The sequence below is a fragment of the Sphaerisporangium sp. TRM90804 genome, from assembly GCF_029846175.1.
In the GTDB taxonomy this organism is placed as follows: Bacteria; Actinomycetota; Actinomycetes; order Streptosporangiales; family Streptosporangiaceae; genus Sphaerisporangium.
Map to the genome: position 1 here is coordinate 44,761 of NZ_JARWAC010000041.1, position 17,595 is coordinate 62,355.

Below are 17,595 nucleotides of genomic sequence, written 5' to 3' on the forward strand. Positions count from 1 at the left end.
TGCGAGGAGAGGAGCAGCCGTTCGCGTGACCGAGTGTTAGCGCTAACAAGAATTTCGCTCTGCCATGGCGTCGCACAGCGAGTGACGGTCGGACCCCCCGTACCGTGATGGCGGCGTGCCCAAGACGAGGCGCGTGTCCTGCCGCGGTTCCGCTTCCCCGACGTGAGAGGAGTCGAATGAGGAAGATCCTTCGATGGGCGCTGGCGGTGACGCTGGCGGCCGGGTCTCTGGTCACGGTCGGCGGAGCGACGACCTCACCGGCCGCCGCCCTGGAGAACGGCCTGGCCCGTACCCCCCAGATGGGCTGGAACGACTGGAACACCTTCTTCTGCAACATCAACGAGAGCCTCATCCGGCAGACCGCGGACATCATGGTGTCCAGCGGCATGGCGGCGGCGGGCTACAACTACGTCAACATCGACGACTGCTGGTCCACCATGAGCCGCAACTCCGCCGGCGACCTGGTCGCGGATCCGCAGAAGTTCCCCAGCGGGATGAAGAGCCTCGCCGACTACGTCCACTCCAAAGGGCTGAAGCTCGGCATCTACTCCTCGGCGGGCACGAAGACGTGCGCGGGGTACCCGGCGAGCCTGGGGTACGAGCGGCGGGACGCGGCCCTGTGGGCGTCCTGGGGCATCGACTACCTCAAGTACGACAACTGTGGCGACCACCAGGGCAGGAACGGGCAGCAGCGGTACACCGCCATGCGGGACGCGCTCGCCGCGACCGGTCGTCCGATCCTGTTCAGCCTGTGCAACTGGGGCCAGGAGAACGTGTGGACGTGGGGGATGCCGGTGGGCAACTCGTGGCGTACCACGGGTGACATCGCGTCCAACTGGGGCTCCATCATGGGCATCCTGGACAGCCAGGTCGGGCTTGAGGCCTACTCCGGGCCGGGAGGCTGGAACGACCCCGACATGCTGGAGGTGGGCGTCGGCTCGCTGACGGTGACCGAGGGCCGGGCGCACTTCAGCCTGTGGTCGCTGCTGAACGCCCCGCTCATCGCGGGCAACGACATCCGCTCGATGAGCGCCGAGACTCGCGCGACCCTCACCAACACCGAGGTCATCGCGGTCAACCAGGACTGGGGCGGCAAGCAGGGCCACAAGATCAGCGACAACGGGAACCTCGAGGTCTGGCGCAAGCCCATGGCCGACGGGTCGGTCGCGGTGGTGCTGCTCAACCGGGGCACCGGCACGGCGACGGTGTCCACCACCGCCTCCGCCCTCGGGCTCGGCTCCGCGACCTCCTACTCCGTGCGCGACCTGTGGGCCCACACGACCGGCTCCTCATCGGGGACGATCAGCGCGTCGGTGCCCGGGCACGGGGCCGCCATGTACATCGTCAGCGGGGGAGGCGCCCCCGTGCCGGCGAACACGATCCGGGGCGTGGGTTCGGGCAAGTGCCTGGAGGTCGCCGGCGGCTCGCAGGCCAACGGCGCGCAGGCGCAGATCGGGGACTGCAACGGCCAGACCGGCCAGCAGTGGACCGCGACCGGCTCGGGCGAGCTGCGGGTGTACGGCGGCAAGTGCCTGGACGTCTACAACCAGGGCACCGCGGACAACACCTCGGTGATCATCTGGGACTGCAACGGCCAGGCCAACCAGCGATGGCGGTTCAACTCCGACGGCACCATCACCGCCGTCGGCGCGAACAAGTGCCTGGACGTGCCGAACAACGCCACCGCCAACGGCACCAGACTCGTCATCTGGTCGTGCAACGGCGGCGCCAACCAGCGCTGGACCCGCACCTGACCTTCGCTCAGCGGCCGGGCTCGCGGGGACGCGCGGGCCCGGTCGTCCCGCGCAGCGAGATGGCCGGGGTGAGGAGGAGGCTGAGGTGCGGGGTGGCGGGATCGGCGATGCGCTGGATGAGCAGCTCGACGGCGCGGGCGCCGAGCTCGTCGGCCGGCACGTCGGCCGCGGTGAGCGGCGGGTGCAGGTTCTCGGCCCAGTGCTGGGCGGCGACGCCGGTGACCGAGAAGTCCCGGGGCACGGCCAGCCCCGCCTGCTCGAGCGCGCGGTACATCCCGGGCATGGCCGCCTCGTTGATCGTGGCGATGGCGGTCAGCCCGGGGTGCTGCCCGAGCAGCGCCTCGACGCAGGCCGCCCCGGACTGGGCGTCGTCGGCGCAGCAGCTCTGCACGCTGTCGAGCCCGCGCTCCGCGACGGCGCGCGCGAACCCGCTCTGGGCCCGGTGGCCGGGGCCGTACCCCGCGGCCACCAGCTCGGCGGAGCGATTGACCAGGGCGATGCGGCGGTGACCGAGATCGGCCAGGTGGTGCACGCACTTGGAGATCAGCGTCTCGTAGTCGACGTCCACCCAGGACATCTCCTCCGGCAGATGGGTGCGGCCGATGCCGACGAACGGAAGCCCGGTCTGCCGCAGGCGGGTGACGCGGTCGTCCTCCAGCCGGATCTCCATCAGGACGACGCCGTCCACGCGCTTCCCGCCGACCATGCGCTCGAACGAGCGGTCGTGCTCGCCGCCTGACGGCGACAGCAGGACGTCCAGGTCGGCGCGGCCGGCGGCGTCGACGACGCTGGCCACGAAGCCGAGCTGCATGTCGGTCAGGCGCCGGCCGGCCGGTGGGATCACCAGGCCGATGGTGCGGGTCCTGCCCTCCTTGAGTGCCCTCGCGGTGGCGTTGGGGCGGTACCCCAGTTCGTCGATTACCGCCTGGATGCGCTGCTGGGTCACCTTCGACACCCGGCGCTTGCCGCTGAGGGCATAGGAAACCGTGCTGCGCGACACGCCCGACCGCCGGGCGATCTCCCCGATGTTCACCTGGCGCTCCTCATCCGGTCCTGCCGACAGCGCCATCGTAGGACGAATCGTTCGCGCGCCGGAACCGGTGGCGGCTCCAAGGTGGTGGCTCCGAGCCCCATTGACTAGCGGTGGGAGCGGGCCTATCTTCAGTCGAACCGATTCGATATCGGGGGGAGAAGCAGCCTCTTCAGGCGCAGCGGAGGTCACGAACATGGGATCAGCGGCAAGGAACCGGCGTGCTGCCGGCCTGGGACTGGCGGCACTGACCGCCCTGGGCTGTCTGGCCGCGTGCTCATCCGGCGGGGCGCCGACCGGCACGAGCCAAGCCGCTGGCGGCGGGACCCACACCATCTGGGACCCCTACCCGCAGTACGACGGCGACTCCGCGTGGGCCGGGCTGCTCAAGGCGTGCGGCGCCCGGGCGGGCGTCACGGTCGAGCGCACCGCGTACGACACCAGCGACCTGACGAACAAGGCGCTGCTGGCGGCGCAGCAGGGCAACGCGCCCGACGTGCTCATCGTCGACAATCCCGTGGTGTCCACCCTGGCGGAGGCGGGAGTCCTGACGACGACGCGGGAGAACAAGCTCGACACCTCGGCCATCGCGCCGAACCTGCTGGCCGCCGGGCAGAGCGGGGACGACGCGTACGGCGTCCCGATCGGCGCCAACACCCTGGCCCTCTACTACAACGAGGAGGTGCTCGGGAAGGCCGGTGTGGACGTCGCGTCGGTCAAGGACTGGGCGTCGTTGACCGAGGCGCTGAAGAAGGTGAAGGCGGCCGGGAAGAAGGGCATCACCTTCTCCGCGATCGGCACCGAGGAGGGCAGCTTCCAGTTCCTGCCCTGGTTCTGGGGCGCGGGCGCCCAGCTCACCAAGCTCGACTCTCCCGAGGGGGTCGCGGCGGTGACGCTGTGGACCGACTGGCTGAAGGCGGGGTACGCCCCCAACTCGGTCATCAACAACACCCAGACGACGAGCTGGCAGGAGTTCGCGACCGGCGACTTCGCCTTCGCCGAGAACGGCACCTGGCAGCTCGCCAACGCCGAGAAGGCCGGGTTCGACTACGGCGTCATCCCGATCCCCGGCAAGGACGGCGGAACGGCGCCGGCGCCGACGGGCGGCGAGTTCGTCGGCATTCCCGTGCAGAAGGACACCGCTCGCTACGCGACCTCGCAGAAGCTGGTCGCCTGCCTGACCGACACCGGCAACTCGCTCACCACGACGACCACCCTGTCGTACGTCGCGCCCACCGAGCGGGTGCGGTCCGAGCAGGTGGCCGCGAACCCAGACCTGAAGGTGTGGGTGGAGGCGGTGAAGGCCGCCAAGGGCCGCACCAGCGACGACCTCGGCACCAAGTACCCGAAGATCTCCGAGCCGATGTGGGCCGCGGTACAGGCGGCGCTGAGCGGATCGGCGAGCCCGCGGCAGGCGATGACCGACGCGCAGACCGCCGCGGCGAACGCAACACAGTAGGCACGCGGACGACAAGGGAATGAACCGAGTCACACAGGCGCAGGCCCCTCCCGCCGCCGGACCCGTCCCGGCGGCGGCGGGGGGCCGCCGGGCCGTACGGCGGCCCCGGTCGGCCCAGTGGGCGGCATGGGCCTTCCTCGCCCCGGTCACCGGGTACCTGCTGTTGTTCTACGCCTACCCGCTGTACCGCAACCTCGAGCTGAGCCTGCGCGACTACACGGTGCGCTCCTTCGTCCAGGGGGACGCGCCCTTCATCGGGTTCGCCAACTACGCCGAGGTCCTCGGCGACCCTGCGTTCGGGCCCGCGCTGTGGCACACGCTGGTGTTCACCCTGGTGTCCCTGACCTTCCAGTTCACCATCGGGCTCGCCCTGGCCCTGTTCTTCGTCAAGAACTTCCGGCTGTCGGCCACGCTGCGAGCGCTGTTCCTCGTGCCGTGGCTGCTCCCGCTGATCGTGTCGTCCTCCACCTGGTCGTGGATGCTCAACAGCGACTCCGGCGTCGTCAACGCCTTCCTCGCCCTGTTCGGCGCCGGCCCCGTCCACTGGCTGACCTCCCCGGACTGGTCGCTGTGGTCGGTGATCATCGCCAACGTCTGGATCGGCGTCCCGTTCAACCTGGTGGTGCTCTACTCCGGTCTCCAGGCCATCGACCCGGTCATCCACGAGGCGGCGGCACTGGACGGCGCCACCGGCTGGCAGCGGTTCTGGCGGGTGACCTTCCCGCTGCTCCGCCCGGTGTCGGCGGTCACGCTGCTGCTCGGCCTGGTCTACACGCTGAAGGTGTTCGACATCATCTGGATCATGACGAGGGGCGGCCCCAGCGGTTCGTCCACCACGTTCGCCACCTGGTCGTACCGGCTGGGCTTCGGCAACCTCGTGCCGGAGTTCGGGCCCGGCGCGGCGGTGGGCAACCTGCTGATCGTGATGGCCCTGGTCTTCGGGCTGGTCTACATCCGCGCGCAGCGAAGGCAGATCTTCTCATGAGAGCCGCGCGCGGCTGGTGGAGGACCGTGATCGGGCTGGCGCTCACCGGCGTGATGCTGTTCCCGGTCTACTGGATGGTCAACGTGTCCTTCACCCGCGACCAGGACATGCGCAGGAGCCCTCCCTCCCTGTTCCCCCTGAACGGCACCCTGGAGGGATACCGGGCGGTTATCGACCAGCAGTCGCCCTACCTGGGCGTCAGCGTGGTCGTGGGCCTCGGAACGGTGGCCCTGACCCTGCTGGTCGCGGCGCCCGCGGCGTACTCGCTGGCGAAGCTGCGACCGCGCGGCGGCGGGGCGCTGGGCTTCGTCCTGCTGATCGCGCAGATGATCCCCGCGATCATCATGGCGATGGGCTTCTACGCCGTCTACCTCAACCTCGGCATGCTCAACACGGTTCCCGGGCTGATCGTTGCCGACTCCACGCTCGCGGTGCCGTTCGCGGTGCTGGTCCTCACCGCCTTCATGTCCGCGATCCCCGACGAGCTGACACAGGCCGCCCGGGTGGACGGCGCCGGAACGCTGCGCACCTTCTGGTCGATCGTCGTGCCGGTCAGCCGGAACTCCATCATCACGGTGTCGCTGTTCGCGTTCCTGTGGGCCTGGTCGGACTTCGTCTTCGCCAGCACGCTCGACGGCGGAGGCGGTCTCCGGCCGATCACTCTGGGCATCTACCACTACATCGGCAACAACAACCAGCAGTGGAACGCCGTCATGGCCACCGCCGTGGTCGCCTCGATCCCCACCGCGATCCTGCTCGTCATCGCCCAGCGTTACGTCGCCGCCGGTGTCACCGCCGGAGCGGTGAAGAACTGAGCGGTCCGCCGCCCGACAGAAGGGACTCTTTCTTCATGACCGCCGCCGCAGGCCCGGTTTTCGTCTTGCAGGAGATCCCGTTCAGCTACCGCGGATCCTGGTTCGACTTCTCCCCGGTGGTCGCGGAGAAGACCTACATGGAGGACGTCCACCTGGTCTCGCACCAGACCGGGATGCATCCGATCCTGCGGCTGATCCCCACCGTGGGGGACGCCCGCGCCGAGACGGCGGTCGACGCCGCCCCGCACCGGCTCACCTGGAGCTGCGACGCCGGCCGGATCGAACTCGCGTACGAGGACCCGGACACCGTACGCGTGCGCGGTCAGGGCCTCGGCCTGCGCCTGCTGGCGGCCGACGCGGTGCTGACGCCGTTCGGCGGCCCGTACTTCTACCAGGACCCCCGCGACGGCGCGTGGGTCTTCACCGTGTACCAGACGGGACGCCGCTACCGGGTCACGCTGGTCGCGGGGCGGGTCGCCGAGCAGCTCGGCACGGAGGCGCTCGGCACGGCCGAGCGCGGCATCGTGCTGCCCGGCGGCGAGGGGTGGGAGATCGCCGTCGAGGAGTACGAGACCGCCCGCGCCCCCTACCGGGGCGGGAACGGCTTCGAGCACGTGGTCGCCGCCGCCCGTTCGGAGTTCGAGACGTTCCGCGACGCGGTGGCGCCCTGGCGCGGCGACCGCACGCCCGCCGCCGAGCTGGCCGCCTACGTGCTCTGGTCGGCCACGGTCCGGCCCGCCGGGTTCGTCACCCGCCCCGCGGTGCTGATGTCGAAGCACTGGATGGACAAGGTGTGGAGCTGGGACCACTGCTTCAACGCCATCGCCCTCGCCGACGGGCTGCCGGCCCTGGCGTGGGACCAGTACCGGCTGGTGTTCGACCACCAGGACGCCGCCGGCGCGCTGCCCGACTCCATCACGCACTCGGAGATCCTGTACAACTTCGTCAAGCCGCCGATCCACGGCTGGGCCCTGGGGCACCTGGACCCGTCGCGCGAACACGAGCCGGCCGAGGTCTACGGCCTGCTGGAGCGGTGGACGACCTTCTGGCTGAGCCACCGGCGCGTGCCCGGCCACGAGCTGGCCCACTACCAGCACGGCAACGACAGCGGCTGGGACAACGCCACCACCTTCGATCCCGAGCGCGTCGTCGAGACCGCCGACCTGGCCGCCTTCCTCATCCTCCAGATGCGCCGGCTCGCCGGTCTCGCCGGCGAGCTGGGGCGGTCCGCGGACGCGGCTCACTGGACGCGGGCCGGCGACCGCATGCTCGACGCGCTGCTCGCCGAGCTGTGGACCGGTGAGCGGTTCGTCGCCCGGGGCGCCCACACGGGACGCACCTGGTCCAGCTCCAGCCTGCTCGATCTGATGCCGATCGTGCTGGGGGAGGAGCTGCCCGAAGCCGTCCGGGCGTCGCTGGCCCGCGGCGTCGAGAGGCACCTGACGGCGTTCGGGCTCGCCACGGAGCTGCCCACGTCGCCGCACTACCGCGACGACGGGTACTGGCGCGGGCCCATCTGGGCGCCCTCCACCGTCCTGATCGAGGACGGCCTTCGCCGCGCCGGCTACACGGAGCTGGCCGACGAGATCAGCACCCGCTTCCGCGCCCTGTGCGAGAAGTCGGGATTCGCGGAGAACTTCGACGCCCGAAGCGGCGCCGGCCTGCGCGACCGGGCCTACACCTGGACGGCCAGCGCGTACCTCATCTTCGCCGCCGCCCACGAGCGCCGCGAAGGCAGGGTGACGGCGCTCTCCCCCTGAGCGCGGAGGCGGGCTCGGCCATGGCCGGGCCGATGGCGTGCACGACGACGGGCCCGGCGGCGAGAGGGATCTCGCAGCCGGGCCTTCTGACGGCCGTCACCGCGTCGGAGCCGGCGCGGGCCGGGGCCCGCACCGAGCTCGCGGACGCCCCCGGGTCAGCCGCGCAGACTCCATCGCTGGTTGGCCTGGCCGTTGCAGGTCCAGAGGATGAGCTTCGTGCCGTTGGCGGTGCCGGCGGCGTTGGCGTCGAGGCACTTGCCGGACTGCACGCCGGTGATGGTGCCGTTGGTGTTGACGTTCCATTGCTGGTTGGTGCCGTTGTTGCAGTCCCAGATGACGACCTGGGTGCCGTTGGCGGTGCCCTGTGCGTAGGCGTCCAGGCACTTGTTGCCGTAGACCTGCAGCTGCTTGCCGGTGGTGTGGGTGAAGCGCTGGTTGGTGGCGCTGCCGCAGTCCCAGATCTGCGCCTGGGTGCCGTTGGCGGTGCTGGAGTTGGGCACGTCGACGCATCGGCTGGACTGGCCGCCCACGATCTGGACGCCCTGCGGGTTGCCACCGCCCGACGGGGCGTAGGCGGCGGCGGTGATGTTGGCCTGTACGGCGTTCTCGGTCTCGGCCGTGGGATAGCCGGAGGTCAGCACGCCCTCGTAGAAGGTGCCGCGGGCGGTGTTGCTGTTGTCGCCGCCGATGCCGAGCAGGATGGCGCCTTCCTTCTTCATCGGGTGGTAGCCGTTGGGGCGTCGCCCGTCGAAGTAGTTGGTCAGGCCGCCTGATTGGGCGTTGCCGCCCCGGATCGCCCAGTGGTTCGGCTCGCCGTTGACGATGGCGGTCACGAAGCGGTGGTTGATCGGCGGCATGGGGTTGTATCGCGGGTTCACCCCCGAGAACAGTCCCCACTCCATGTCCATCATGATCCAGGGACCGTTGCCATCCCCGTAGCCCCACACTTTGTTGTTGCCGAAGTAGATGGTCTCCATGATGCCGATATCGTCGGCGAGGGCGTTCGTCTGCGCGTTGCCGTAGTCGAAGCAGCACCCCCCGTTGTAGTGCGTGCCGTCGAGGACGGCGTAGATGCCCTCGGGCTGGTCGCCGGTAGCGATGCCGTTGGTGTTGTTGTTGCGGTAGCCGGTGCCGGGAGCGATGTAGACGCCGTACGCCCGCTGGCCACCGATCGTGATCGGGGCCGCCTTCGCGTCGGCGAGGTTGTCCGATCCGTCGGGACGTGGGCCGGGCACGCCGCCGCCGAGCGCCCGGGTGAGGCGGTTGTTCCGGCCGGACTGGTCGTAGATGATGCTGATGACGCAGTTCGTGTTGGCGCAGAACGAGTCCTGCGCGGCGGCGTTGGCGACACCGCCCGCGCCCAGCACACCGATATCCTGGGTGGCGTTGTCCGACGAGCGTTGGACCTGGTACAGCGGGCCGTTGTAGGCGCCGTACAGCGCCCGGGTGGTGCTGTGCGCCGCCACGCACGGCGTGCCGCCCGTGGCGTAGATGTCACATGGGCCGGTGGTGGCGGCCTGGGCCGGCGGCGCGTCCAAGACCTCGTGACCGCCGGCGGCTACGAGGAGCAACGAGATGCCTGCGGTGGCGATGAGACGGCTCAGCTTCACATTCATCGAATCCTTCCGGATGGCGGTCGGCGGGGTGGTCAGCTGCGCAGGGCCCATCGCTGGTTGGCCTGGCCGTTGCAGGTCCAGAGGATGAGCTTCGTGCCGTTGGCGGTGCCGGCGGCGTTGGCGTCGAGGCACTTGCCGGACTGCACGCCGGTGATGGTGCCGTTGGTGTTGACGTTCCACTGCTGGTTGGTGCCGCTGTTGCAGTCCCAGATGACCACCTGGGTGCCGTTGGCGGTGCCCTGTGCGTAGGCGTCCAGGCACTTGTTGCCGTAGACCTGCAGTTGCCTGCCGGTGGTGTGGGTGAAGCGCTGGTTGGTGGCGCTGCCGCAGTCCCAGATCTGCGCCTGGGTGCCGTTGGCGGTGCTGGAGTTGGGCACGTCGACGCATCGGCCGGACTGGCCGCCCACGATCTGGACGCCCTGCTGGGGGTTGCCGGCCGCGGGCGCGTAGCCGGCGGCGGTGATGTTGGCCTGTACGGCGTTCTCGGTCTCCGCGGTCGGGTAACCCGAGGTCAACACGCCCTCGAAGAACGTGCCGCGACCGGAGACGCTGTTGTCGCCGCCGATGCCGAGCAGGATGGCGCCCTCCTTCTTCATCGGGTGGTACCCGTTGGGGCGCCGTCCGTCGAAGTAGGTCGTCAGGCCGCCCGACTGCGCGTTGCCGCCACGGATCGCCCAGTGGTTCGGCTCACCCTTGACGATGGCCGTGACGAAGCGGTGGTTGATCGGCGCGAGGTTGTTGTAGCCCGCGTTCACCCCGGAGAACAGTCCCCACTCCAGGTCGGCCATGATCCAGGGGCCGGCCCCGGCCCCGTAGCCCCACTGTTTGTTGGCGCCGAAGTAGACGGTCTCCATGATGGCGGGGGCGTCGGCCTGGCCGTCGGTCTGCGCGTTGCCGTAGTCGAAGCAGCACCACTGGTTGTAGTGCGTGCCGTCGACGACGGCGTAGATGCCCTCGGGCTGGTCGCCGGTCGCCACGCCGTTGGTGTTGTTGTTGCGGTAGCCCGTGCCGGGTTCGATGCGGACGCCGTACGCCTTCTGGCCGCCGACGGTGATCGGCGCCGCCTTCGCGTCGGCGAGGTTGTCCCATCCGCCGGGCAGAGGGCCGGGCCAGTAGCCGGGGGGCGCCTGGGTGAGGCGGTTGTTCCGGCCGGACTGGTCGTAGAGGATGGTGATGAGGCAGGTCGTGCCGGCGCAGAACGTGTCCTGGGTCGCCGCGTCGACGACTCCGCCGGCGGCCTGGACGCCGACGTCGCGGGTGGTGTTGTCCGAGGCGCGTCTGACCTGGTACAGCGGCCCGTTGTAGGCGCCGTACAACGCCCGGGTGGTGCTGTGCGCCGCCACGCACGGCGTACCGCCCGCGGCGTAGATGTCGCACGGCCCGGACGCCGCGGCCGCCTGGGCCGTGCCGCCGGCCGTCAGGCAGGCGGCGGTGACCAACGCGCTCGCGACCGCCGCGAGCGCCCTTCTCGCATGTCTGAGGGGCATGACGTCTCCTGTTCGGCCTATCTCCGGTTGTGCGGGGTCGTCTCGCGGATTCGGGCCGTCGCCTGTCCGGGGGCCGGACTCCGTGCCGGCCCCGCCGGTCGTCGATGGTCGCCGGGTCAGCTCCGGGTCCATCTCTGGCTGCTCGTGCCGGTGCAGGCCCACAGCTGCGCCTTGGTCCCGTTCCCGGTCCCGAAGTTGCTCGCCTCCAGGCACAGGCCGGACTGCACGCCGGTGACGGTGCCGTCGCCGTTGACGTTCCACTGCTGGTTGGTCTGGCCGTTGCAGTCCCAGATGATCACCTGGGTGCCGTTGGCGGTGCCCTGCCCGGAGGCGTCCAGGCACTTGTTGCCGTACACCTGCAGCTGCTTGCCGGCGGTCTGGGTGAACCGCTGGTTGGCGCCGGTTCCGCAGTCCCACAGCTGCAGCTGGGTGCCGTTGGTGGTGGTCGAGTTCGGGACGTCCAGGCACCGGCCGGCGTTGACGTTGCGCAGCACCGACGTCGACCCGCCGCCGGGGTCGGAGGAGGGGGGCAGCAGCGTGATGGTGTAGGTGTCGTCGACGGCGGTGTGCGGCAGGTTGACCGTCGTGCCGTTGCCGGACAGGGTCACCACGGAGTTCTGGACGGTGACCGGTCCGGTGACGGCGCCGCCGCCGTTGTAGGGGATGCGCTCGGCGACGACCCGCACCTGGTTGTTCTCGACGATGCCGCTCGTGGTGTCCAGGCGCCGCAGGTTGACGGCGACGTTGCCGGTCGTGGTGCCGCCGCCGACCAGGATCTTGGCGGTCCCGGCCGCCTTGGTGGCGAACGCGTCGTAGTTGGCGCTGGGGGTGACGGACACGATCTGGCCGGTCTGCGAGCCGTAGAAGCGGTAGGCCCACCATTCGCCCTTCGGCTGGTGCTGGCCGGAGGAGTTGCGCACGAGCAGGTTGCCGAGATCGTTGTGCAGGTTGCCGCCGCCCGCCCAGTTGGCGCGCAGGCCGTCGGCGCCGGCCCTCTCCAGCCGGGCGATGTACCAGGCGCCGTCCGCCGGGTTCTGCTCGTTGGACGCCCCGTACTCGTTGATCTGGTACGGACGCGGATGCGCGATGGCCCGGGAGTTGAGCGTGGTGTCGGCCGCCGCCACGTTGGCCACCGGGTCGCCCGGAAGGGAGTGCCAGCTGATGATGTCGGGCACGACGTTGTTGGCCTTGACGTAGTCCAGGTACTGGTTCCAGAACGCGTGCGTGGTGGACGGCACGCAGGCGCAGCTCGGGCCGACGATCAGCTGTTCGGGGAAGGCGGCCCGGACGCGCTGGAAGGTGCGCCGCCACAGTTCGAGGTACTGGGACTGGGGGCGGTTCCAGAACAGTGTGATGTTGGGTTCGTTCCACAGGTCCCACTGCACCGGGACGCCGGTCGCCCGCACGTCGCTGATCAGGCGGGTGAGGAAGTTGTCGTAGTCGGTCCAGTTGCCGTTGTCGCCGGGGAAGCGTGAGATCGGGTAGCCGTCGGCGCCCCACAGGTCGTGGACGAGCAGGATGAACTCGCCGCCCAGCGCCCTGGTGCGCAGCAGCTGGGCCCGGGTCGCGTTCCACCGGCGGTCGTACTTGCCCGAGACCCAGCCGCCCGGACTGTCGAGCTGGGCGCCTCCGGCGCGCATGTACCGGAACTTCACGTCCCGGAACCACTGGTCCGCGGGCGCGGACGCGTTCTCGGTCATGCCGTAGATCCATCCCGAGGCGCGGTAGCTGGGCGAGCCGCCCGCGACGGAGAAGTCGACGGCGATGGACTGGTCGGCCGCGCCGGCGGGCGAGGCGGCCGTCACGACTGAGGCGACGGCGAGCGCGCCGGCGACGAGGAGTGCGGCGAGCCGGCGACGGGTTCCGCGCCGCGGGCCGGAGGTGATGTCCACTCGTGACTCCTTGGACGGGAGGGCGGGGGGCGTGTGAATCACAGGCGATGCGCCGCGCCGTACCTCGGCCCGGCGGGCGACCTCGCCCAGGCTCGTCGCGGAGTCCTCGCGACCTGGTCCGGGTGCCGTGCACGCGGGTGAAAAGCTCGCCCGGGCGGATCGGCGGTCTATCGGAGTACCCATTGTCGAACCGATTCGCTCGAAGCTTAAGACTGGCGTTCGAGGGGTGTCAATGGCAGGTTTTGTCGGAGTAAAGGACATGTTAGATGCCCTGATGGGAGGCCGAACAGCGGTGCGGCCCCGCCGGTCCGATTGCGGGGCGGCGGTTACTCGAATCGGTTCGGAAGCCGCGCCGAGGTCGCGCACGACCGGACGCCGGCCACCCGGCCCTCTGGGGGAGGGGCGGCCGGCGTTCGCTCTCGAGGCGGATCACCGATCCGGCGGAAACGACGTCGTGCTCAGCGGTAGCCAGCGCCGACGATGTTCGCCTGTACCGCGTTCTCGGTCGCGTCGGACGGGTAACCCGCGACCATGGCGCCCTCGTAGAAGGTCCCCGCGCTGAGGTTGGCGCCGCCGTCGGGCTTGCAGCAGTCGCCGCCACTGCCCAGGATGATCGCCCCCTGCTTCTTCATGGGGCTGTATCCGGGGGGCAGCGCGCCGTCCCAGAGGGTGTACAGGCTCCCGGACTGCGCGTTGCTGCCCTTGATCGCGAACCGGCTGGTGCCGTTGTTCTTCAGCGTGGCCGTGACGAACTTGCTGGTGAAGGCCCTCTGGTTCGGGTTCCACGACTGGCTGCCTCCCGGGAACAGCCCCCACTCCAGGTCCGCCTGGACCCAGGGACCGGTTCCGGAGCACCCGCCGAACCAGCACTGCCTGCTGAAGTTGATCGCGTCCATGGCGCCGGCGGCGTCGGCCTTCCTGGTCGTCTCGCTGTTGCCGTAGTCGAAGCAGCAGCCGCTGTTGACGTGCGTGCCGCTGGTCACCATGTACATGCCCTCGGGCGCGGCGCCGGTCGGGACGCCGGTCAGGTGACCGTCCCGCCAGTAGCTGTTGCCCGGGTTGATGTACAGCGAGTAGGCCTTGTTGCCGCCCACGGCCAGCGACTCGGTGGTGGCGGTCGCGGGCCTGCTCTGCGGGGACCCGGGAACCACGCTCGACCCCTGGTACCACAGGTCGTTCCCGCGCCCCGACTGGTCGTAGACGACGGTGATGACACACGAGGTGCCGCTGCAGAACGAGTCCTGGGTCGCGGCGTTGGAGGTGCCGCCCGTGCTCAGGACGCCGATGTTCCGGGTGGTGTTGTCGGACGAGCGCCTGACCTGGTACAGGTTCCCGCTGTACGCGCTGAACAGCGCCCGGGTCGTGCTGTGCGCCGCGATACACGGCGTGCCACCCGAGGCGTAGATGTCGCAGGGGCGGGCGCCGTCCGGGTAGGTGGGCGTCGGGGTCGGGGTCGGGGTGCCGCCGCCGGTGACGCTCCACCTCTGGTTGCTCTGGCCGTTGCAGTTCCACAGGATGACCGCGGTGCCGTTGGCGGTGCCCGCCTGGTTCACGTCCAGGCACAGGCCTGACTGGGTGCCGGTGATGGAACCGTCGGCGTTCTGCCGCCACTTCTGGTTGGCCTGCCCGTTGCAGGACCAGATGATCACCTGCGTGCCCGGCGTGGTCTGGTTGCCGTACGCGTCCACGCACCGCGTGCCGTTCCACGTCCGCAGTTCGCCCGCGGAGGTGAACTCGAACGCCTGGTTGGCCTGGCCGGTGCAGTCCCAGATGTTCAGGGCGGTGCCCGGAGTGTCGACGTTGCCCCGCACGTCCAGACAGCGCTGGGAGGCGGCGCCGACCAGCGGCGCCGCCACGGCCGAGGCCGGCACCGCCCAGGTGAGCATGCCGGCGAGCAGCGTCGCGAGCACCGCGGTCACCGCTGCGGCGACGGCCGTTCGCGGGTGCCGTCCGCGGCCCGATGATGGAGCGGATGAGATCTGCATTTTCTACTCCCTGGGGGGAAAGGAGCGCTGAGGAGCGCCCGGGGATCGCACGGCCTGGCCGTGGGTCGCCGGAACACCGGTCTCGGCGTGGTGGTGGTGGGTCAGGTGCGGGTCCAGCGTTGGTTGGCGCCGCCGTTGCACGACCAGATGACGAGTCTGGTGCCGTTGGCGGTGGCGTTGCCGGGGACGTCCAGGCACTTGTTCGCGCCGACGGCGGTTACGGTGCCGTCGGAGTTGAACCGCCACTTCTGGTTGCTCGCCCCGGTGCAGTCCCAGATCTGCACCGCGGTGCCGTCCGCGGTGCCGAGGGCGGACACGTCCAGGCACTTGCCGCCGTACACCCGCAGCTCACCCGCGCTGGTCGGGGTCCACCGCTGGTTGGCCCGGCCGTTGCAGTCCCAGATCTGCGCCTGCGCGCCGTTGGCCTGAGAGGCGCCGTTGACATCCAGGCACCGGCCCGAACCCGCACTGCGGATCGCGCCCGGGCCCGACGAGGTCGGGGTGGGCGTGGGGGCCGGGGTGGGGGTGACGGTCGGGGTCGGTGACGCGGTGCCGTCCAGGCCGAGGAAGGTGAGGGCGTGGGGGAACATGCCGTCCAGGGGGAGGGAGTGGCCGTAGCCGGCGAAGCTGAGTCCCTCGACGGGGGGCTGGTTCCCGGTGCCGCCGTAGCGGGTGCGGGTGAGGCCGGATCGGGGGCTGTCGGTGAAGACCGGGGTCTGGCTCACCTGGTTGAGATCGGTCCACTGTTTGATCTGCTCGCCGAAGTTGGGGTAGGCGAGGGTGGTGTCGGTGGTGCCGTGCCAGACCTGCATGCGGGGATAGCGGCCGGTGTAGCCGGGGTACATGGCGCGGGCCTGGTCGCCCCACTGCCGGGGGGTCTTGATGAGGTTCCCGCCGGAGCACTGGCTGTTCCACAGGGATCCGTTGGTGGTGGCGAAGCACCCGGCGGGGATGCCGGAGAACGACGCGGCGGCGGAGAACACGTCCGGATACTGGGCGGCCAGGACGTTGGTCATCATGCCACCGGAGGAGAAACCGCTCACCACGACGCGGGCCGGGTCGACGTCGTGGCGCTGCCGGGCGTAGGCGACCATGGACATGATCCCGGTGGAGTCGCCGCCGCCGTCGCGCCTGAGCGCGGCGGGGGTGGACACGTCGAAGCAGCGCCCCTCACGGGTGGCCTCGGGAACCACGATGATGTAGCCGTAGCGGTCGGCGGCGGTGACGTAGTCGCGGCCGACGCCGGTGAAGACGCCGCCGGCGGTGCCGGTGCAGAAGTGGACCATCACCAGCAGCGCCGGGCGTGCCGCGACGTTGTCGGGGACGTACCAGTACATGTTCAGGTTCGTGGGGTTGTTCCCGAAGCTCGTCACCCGTGTCAGCGACGCCGCCGCGGCGGGCCGGATCGCCGACAGCATGCTCGCGGCCACCAGAATCGAGGCGGCGGTCGCCAGCACGGCTCTGATCGTCAGTTTCACGCCGTGTCCTTTCGTCATCGAGATTTCCATGACGGCTCGGTCGCGGTGGGGACCACGACCACGCCGAGCGACCGGCCATGGACACGTGCTGTTAGCGCTAACAACGGTGGTGGGGAGCTGAGGTCCTGTCGTGGGATGGTCATGGGTGGTGGTGCGGCGGAGCTAATACGACGTGGCGAACCCTGTCAAGACCTAAGCCTTCTCATCGGCCCGGCGACCCACCCCGTCGTTCCGGTCTCGACCACTGTTTCCATCCGCGCACACGCCCCTCGCCGAAGATGTGCCGAGCTGAAAATTTCACTCGCGGGCGGGTACTCGCAGTTGGTGGCCGCTTCCCCGGATGCGGGCCGCGACGGGAGCCGGACCGGCGCCCTGGTCTCGCTTCCAAGCTCGCGCCGTGATCAGTCACGCGGCACCGCTTGACATGTTTCAGACATATTCCACACTGAGTCCCGAGCGGTCTCCTGGGATCCGGTGGTGGAGGCCGTGCTCTGTCACGCCGTCGTCGTGCGTCCTGTCGCCGCGACCCGGCGTCGGATCCCCGATCTCTCACCGAGTCGTCCACCCGTGCTGTTCGCCGCCGGCTTCGACAAGCGACCGCCCTACCGCGATCCTCGACGGGCTCGACGCCGTCGGCCCGGATCCCCTCCGTCCCCCTCTCCTTCGGGGGCGGGTGCGATCCGGGGCGCGGGTCCGGGCCGGTGCCTGGACGCGGCCGGCGGCTCACGGGCGACAGCCGTCCGGGCGACCCGGCCTCGGCCGGGTCGCCCGGGACGACGTGCCCACGATCGCGGCCCATACGAAGACCGCCGGGCCCAGGCGTGGTGGCCTGGGCCCGGCGGGTCGACGACGGGCGGTCTGCGATTACGACCTGGTCCACCTCTGGTTGGCCGACCCGTTGCAGCTGGCGATGGTCACGCCGGAGCTGTTGCCGGTGCCGGTGGCGTTGAGGCACAGGTTGTTGGCGGCGCTGGTGACGGTGCCGTTGGAGTTGAAGGCCCACTGCTGGTTGTTGTTGCCGTGGCAGTCGTAGAGTTGGACCCGGGTGCCGGAGCCGGCGTTGGTCGGGGAGTCCAGGCACTTGCCGAGGATCTGCAGCTGCCTGCCCGAGCTGTAGCCGAACTGCTGGTTCGCGTTGGTGTGGCAGTCATAGACCTGCAGCTGCGTGCCGTTGGCGGTCGCGCTGTTCGGCGAGTCCACGCACCGGCCGGCCCCCTCGTTGCGCAGCCGGAACGAGGTGCCCGGCGTGGGCGTCGTGGTGGGCGTCACGGTGGGGGTGACCGTCGGGGTCGCCGTGGGGCTCGGGCTGGGGGTGGCGGCGTTGAGGGCGTTCA

12 protein-coding genes are annotated in these 17,595 nt (G+C 70.2%); 5 read left to right on the forward strand and 7 right to left on the reverse strand.

Going from position 1 to position 17,595, the window contains the following annotated elements:
• Positions 1–176 precede the first annotated feature (176 nt).
• Entirely contained in the window at positions 177–1,754 is a 1,578-nt protein-coding gene (locus PYR91_RS35590; RefSeq protein WP_279787301.1) for a ricin-type beta-trefoil lectin domain protein, read from the forward strand.
• A gap of 7 nt (positions 1,755–1,761) precedes the next feature.
• On the opposite strand, the gene PYR91_RS35595 is transcribed toward PYR91_RS35590, so the two are convergent.
• Positions 1,762–2,787, reverse strand: coding sequence for a LacI family DNA-binding transcriptional regulator (locus tag PYR91_RS35595; protein WP_279787303.1), 1,026 nt, complete (start codon positions 2,785–2,787; stop codon positions 1,762–1,764).
• 193 nt (positions 2,788–2,980) lie between these two features.
• On the opposite strand from PYR91_RS35595, the gene PYR91_RS35600 reads away from it, so the two are divergent.
• From PYR91_RS35600 to PYR91_RS35615, 4 genes are read left to right on the forward strand one after another with little or no spacing between them, the layout of a single operon-like run.
• Positions 2,981–4,243 (forward strand): extracellular solute-binding protein, encoded by a 1,263-nt coding sequence (locus tag PYR91_RS35600; protein WP_279787306.1) that lies wholly within the window; start codon positions 2,981–2,983, stop codon positions 4,241–4,243.
• A gap of 19 nt (positions 4,244–4,262) precedes the next feature.
• A complete protein-coding gene (locus PYR91_RS35605) occupies positions 4,263–5,228 on the forward strand; it encodes a sugar ABC transporter permease (protein WP_279787308.1) in 966 nt (321 codons plus the stop codon).
• A complete protein-coding gene (locus PYR91_RS35610; protein ID WP_279787309.1) occupies positions 5,225–6,043 on the forward strand; it encodes a carbohydrate ABC transporter permease in 819 nt (272 codons plus the stop codon). Before PYR91_RS35605 ends, PYR91_RS35610 begins: the two co-directional genes overlap by 4 nt.
• A gap of 35 nt (positions 6,044–6,078) precedes the next feature.
• Positions 6,079–7,803 carry a trehalase family glycosidase gene (locus PYR91_RS35615; protein ID WP_279787311.1) on the forward strand — a complete coding sequence of 575 codons (1,725 nt, stop codon included), beginning with the start codon at positions 6,079–6,081 and terminating at the stop codon, positions 7,801–7,803.
• Positions 7,804–7,958: 155 nt separating this feature from the next.
• Here PYR91_RS35615 and PYR91_RS35620 read toward each other — a convergent pair whose 3' ends face one another.
• The 6 genes from PYR91_RS35620 to PYR91_RS35645 form a co-directional block, all read right to left on the reverse strand.
• The gene (locus PYR91_RS35620) at positions 7,959–9,413 is read right to left on the reverse strand and encodes an arabinofuranosidase catalytic domain-containing protein (RefSeq protein ID WP_279787313.1); all 1,455 of its coding nucleotides are present in this window, start codon (positions 9,411–9,413) and stop codon (positions 7,959–7,961) included.
• 38 nt (positions 9,414–9,451) lie between these two features.
• Positions 9,452–10,906, reverse strand: a complete 1,455-nt coding sequence (locus tag PYR91_RS35625) for an arabinofuranosidase catalytic domain-containing protein (RefSeq protein ID WP_279787315.1) — start codon at positions 10,904–10,906, stop codon at positions 9,452–9,454.
• A gap of 116 nt (positions 10,907–11,022) precedes the next feature.
• Positions 11,023–12,798 carry a ricin-type beta-trefoil lectin domain protein gene (locus PYR91_RS35630; protein WP_279787317.1) on the reverse strand — a complete coding sequence of 592 codons (1,776 nt, stop codon included), beginning with the start codon at positions 12,796–12,798 and terminating at the stop codon, positions 11,023–11,025.
• A gap of 458 nt (positions 12,799–13,256) precedes the next feature.
• Positions 13,257–14,783 carry a lectin gene (locus PYR91_RS35635; RefSeq protein WP_279787319.1) on the reverse strand — a complete coding sequence of 509 codons (1,527 nt, stop codon included), beginning with the start codon at positions 14,781–14,783 and terminating at the stop codon, positions 13,257–13,259.
• A 101-nt stretch (positions 14,784–14,884) separates the two neighbouring features.
• The gene (locus PYR91_RS35640; protein ID WP_279787321.1) at positions 14,885–16,261 is read right to left on the reverse strand and encodes a PHB depolymerase family esterase; all 1,377 of its coding nucleotides are present in this window, start codon (positions 16,259–16,261) and stop codon (positions 14,885–14,887) included.
• A gap of 864 nt (positions 16,262–17,125) precedes the next feature.
• The coding region (locus tag PYR91_RS35645) for an RICIN domain-containing protein (protein WP_279787322.1) at positions 17,126–17,595 on the reverse strand (470 nt) is incomplete at its 5' end.

Excerpts from the sequence above, each read along its gene's own strand:
- PYR91_RS35635 (WP_279787319.1), bottom strand. The coding sequence starts at position 14,783 with ATGCAGATCTCATCCGCTCCATCATCGGGCCGCGGACGGCACCCGCGA.
- PYR91_RS35610 (WP_279787309.1), top strand. The coding sequence starts at position 5,225 with ATGAGAGCCGCGCGCGGCTGGTGGAGGACCGTGATCGGGCTGGCGCTC.
- PYR91_RS35590 (WP_279787301.1), top strand. The coding sequence starts at position 177 with ATGAGGAAGATCCTTCGATGGGCGCTGGCGGTGACGCTGGCGGCCGGG.
- PYR91_RS35605 (WP_279787308.1), top strand. The coding sequence starts at position 4,263 with ATGAACCGAGTCACACAGGCGCAGGCCCCTCCCGCCGCCGGACCCGTC.
- PYR91_RS35625 (WP_279787315.1), bottom strand. The coding sequence starts at position 10,906 with ATGCCCCTCAGACATGCGAGAAGGGCGCTCGCGGCGGTCGCGAGCGCG.
- PYR91_RS35600 (WP_279787306.1), top strand. The coding sequence starts at position 2,981 with ATGGGATCAGCGGCAAGGAACCGGCGTGCTGCCGGCCTGGGACTGGCG.
- PYR91_RS35615 (WP_279787311.1), top strand. The coding sequence starts at position 6,079 with ATGACCGCCGCCGCAGGCCCGGTTTTCGTCTTGCAGGAGATCCCGTTC.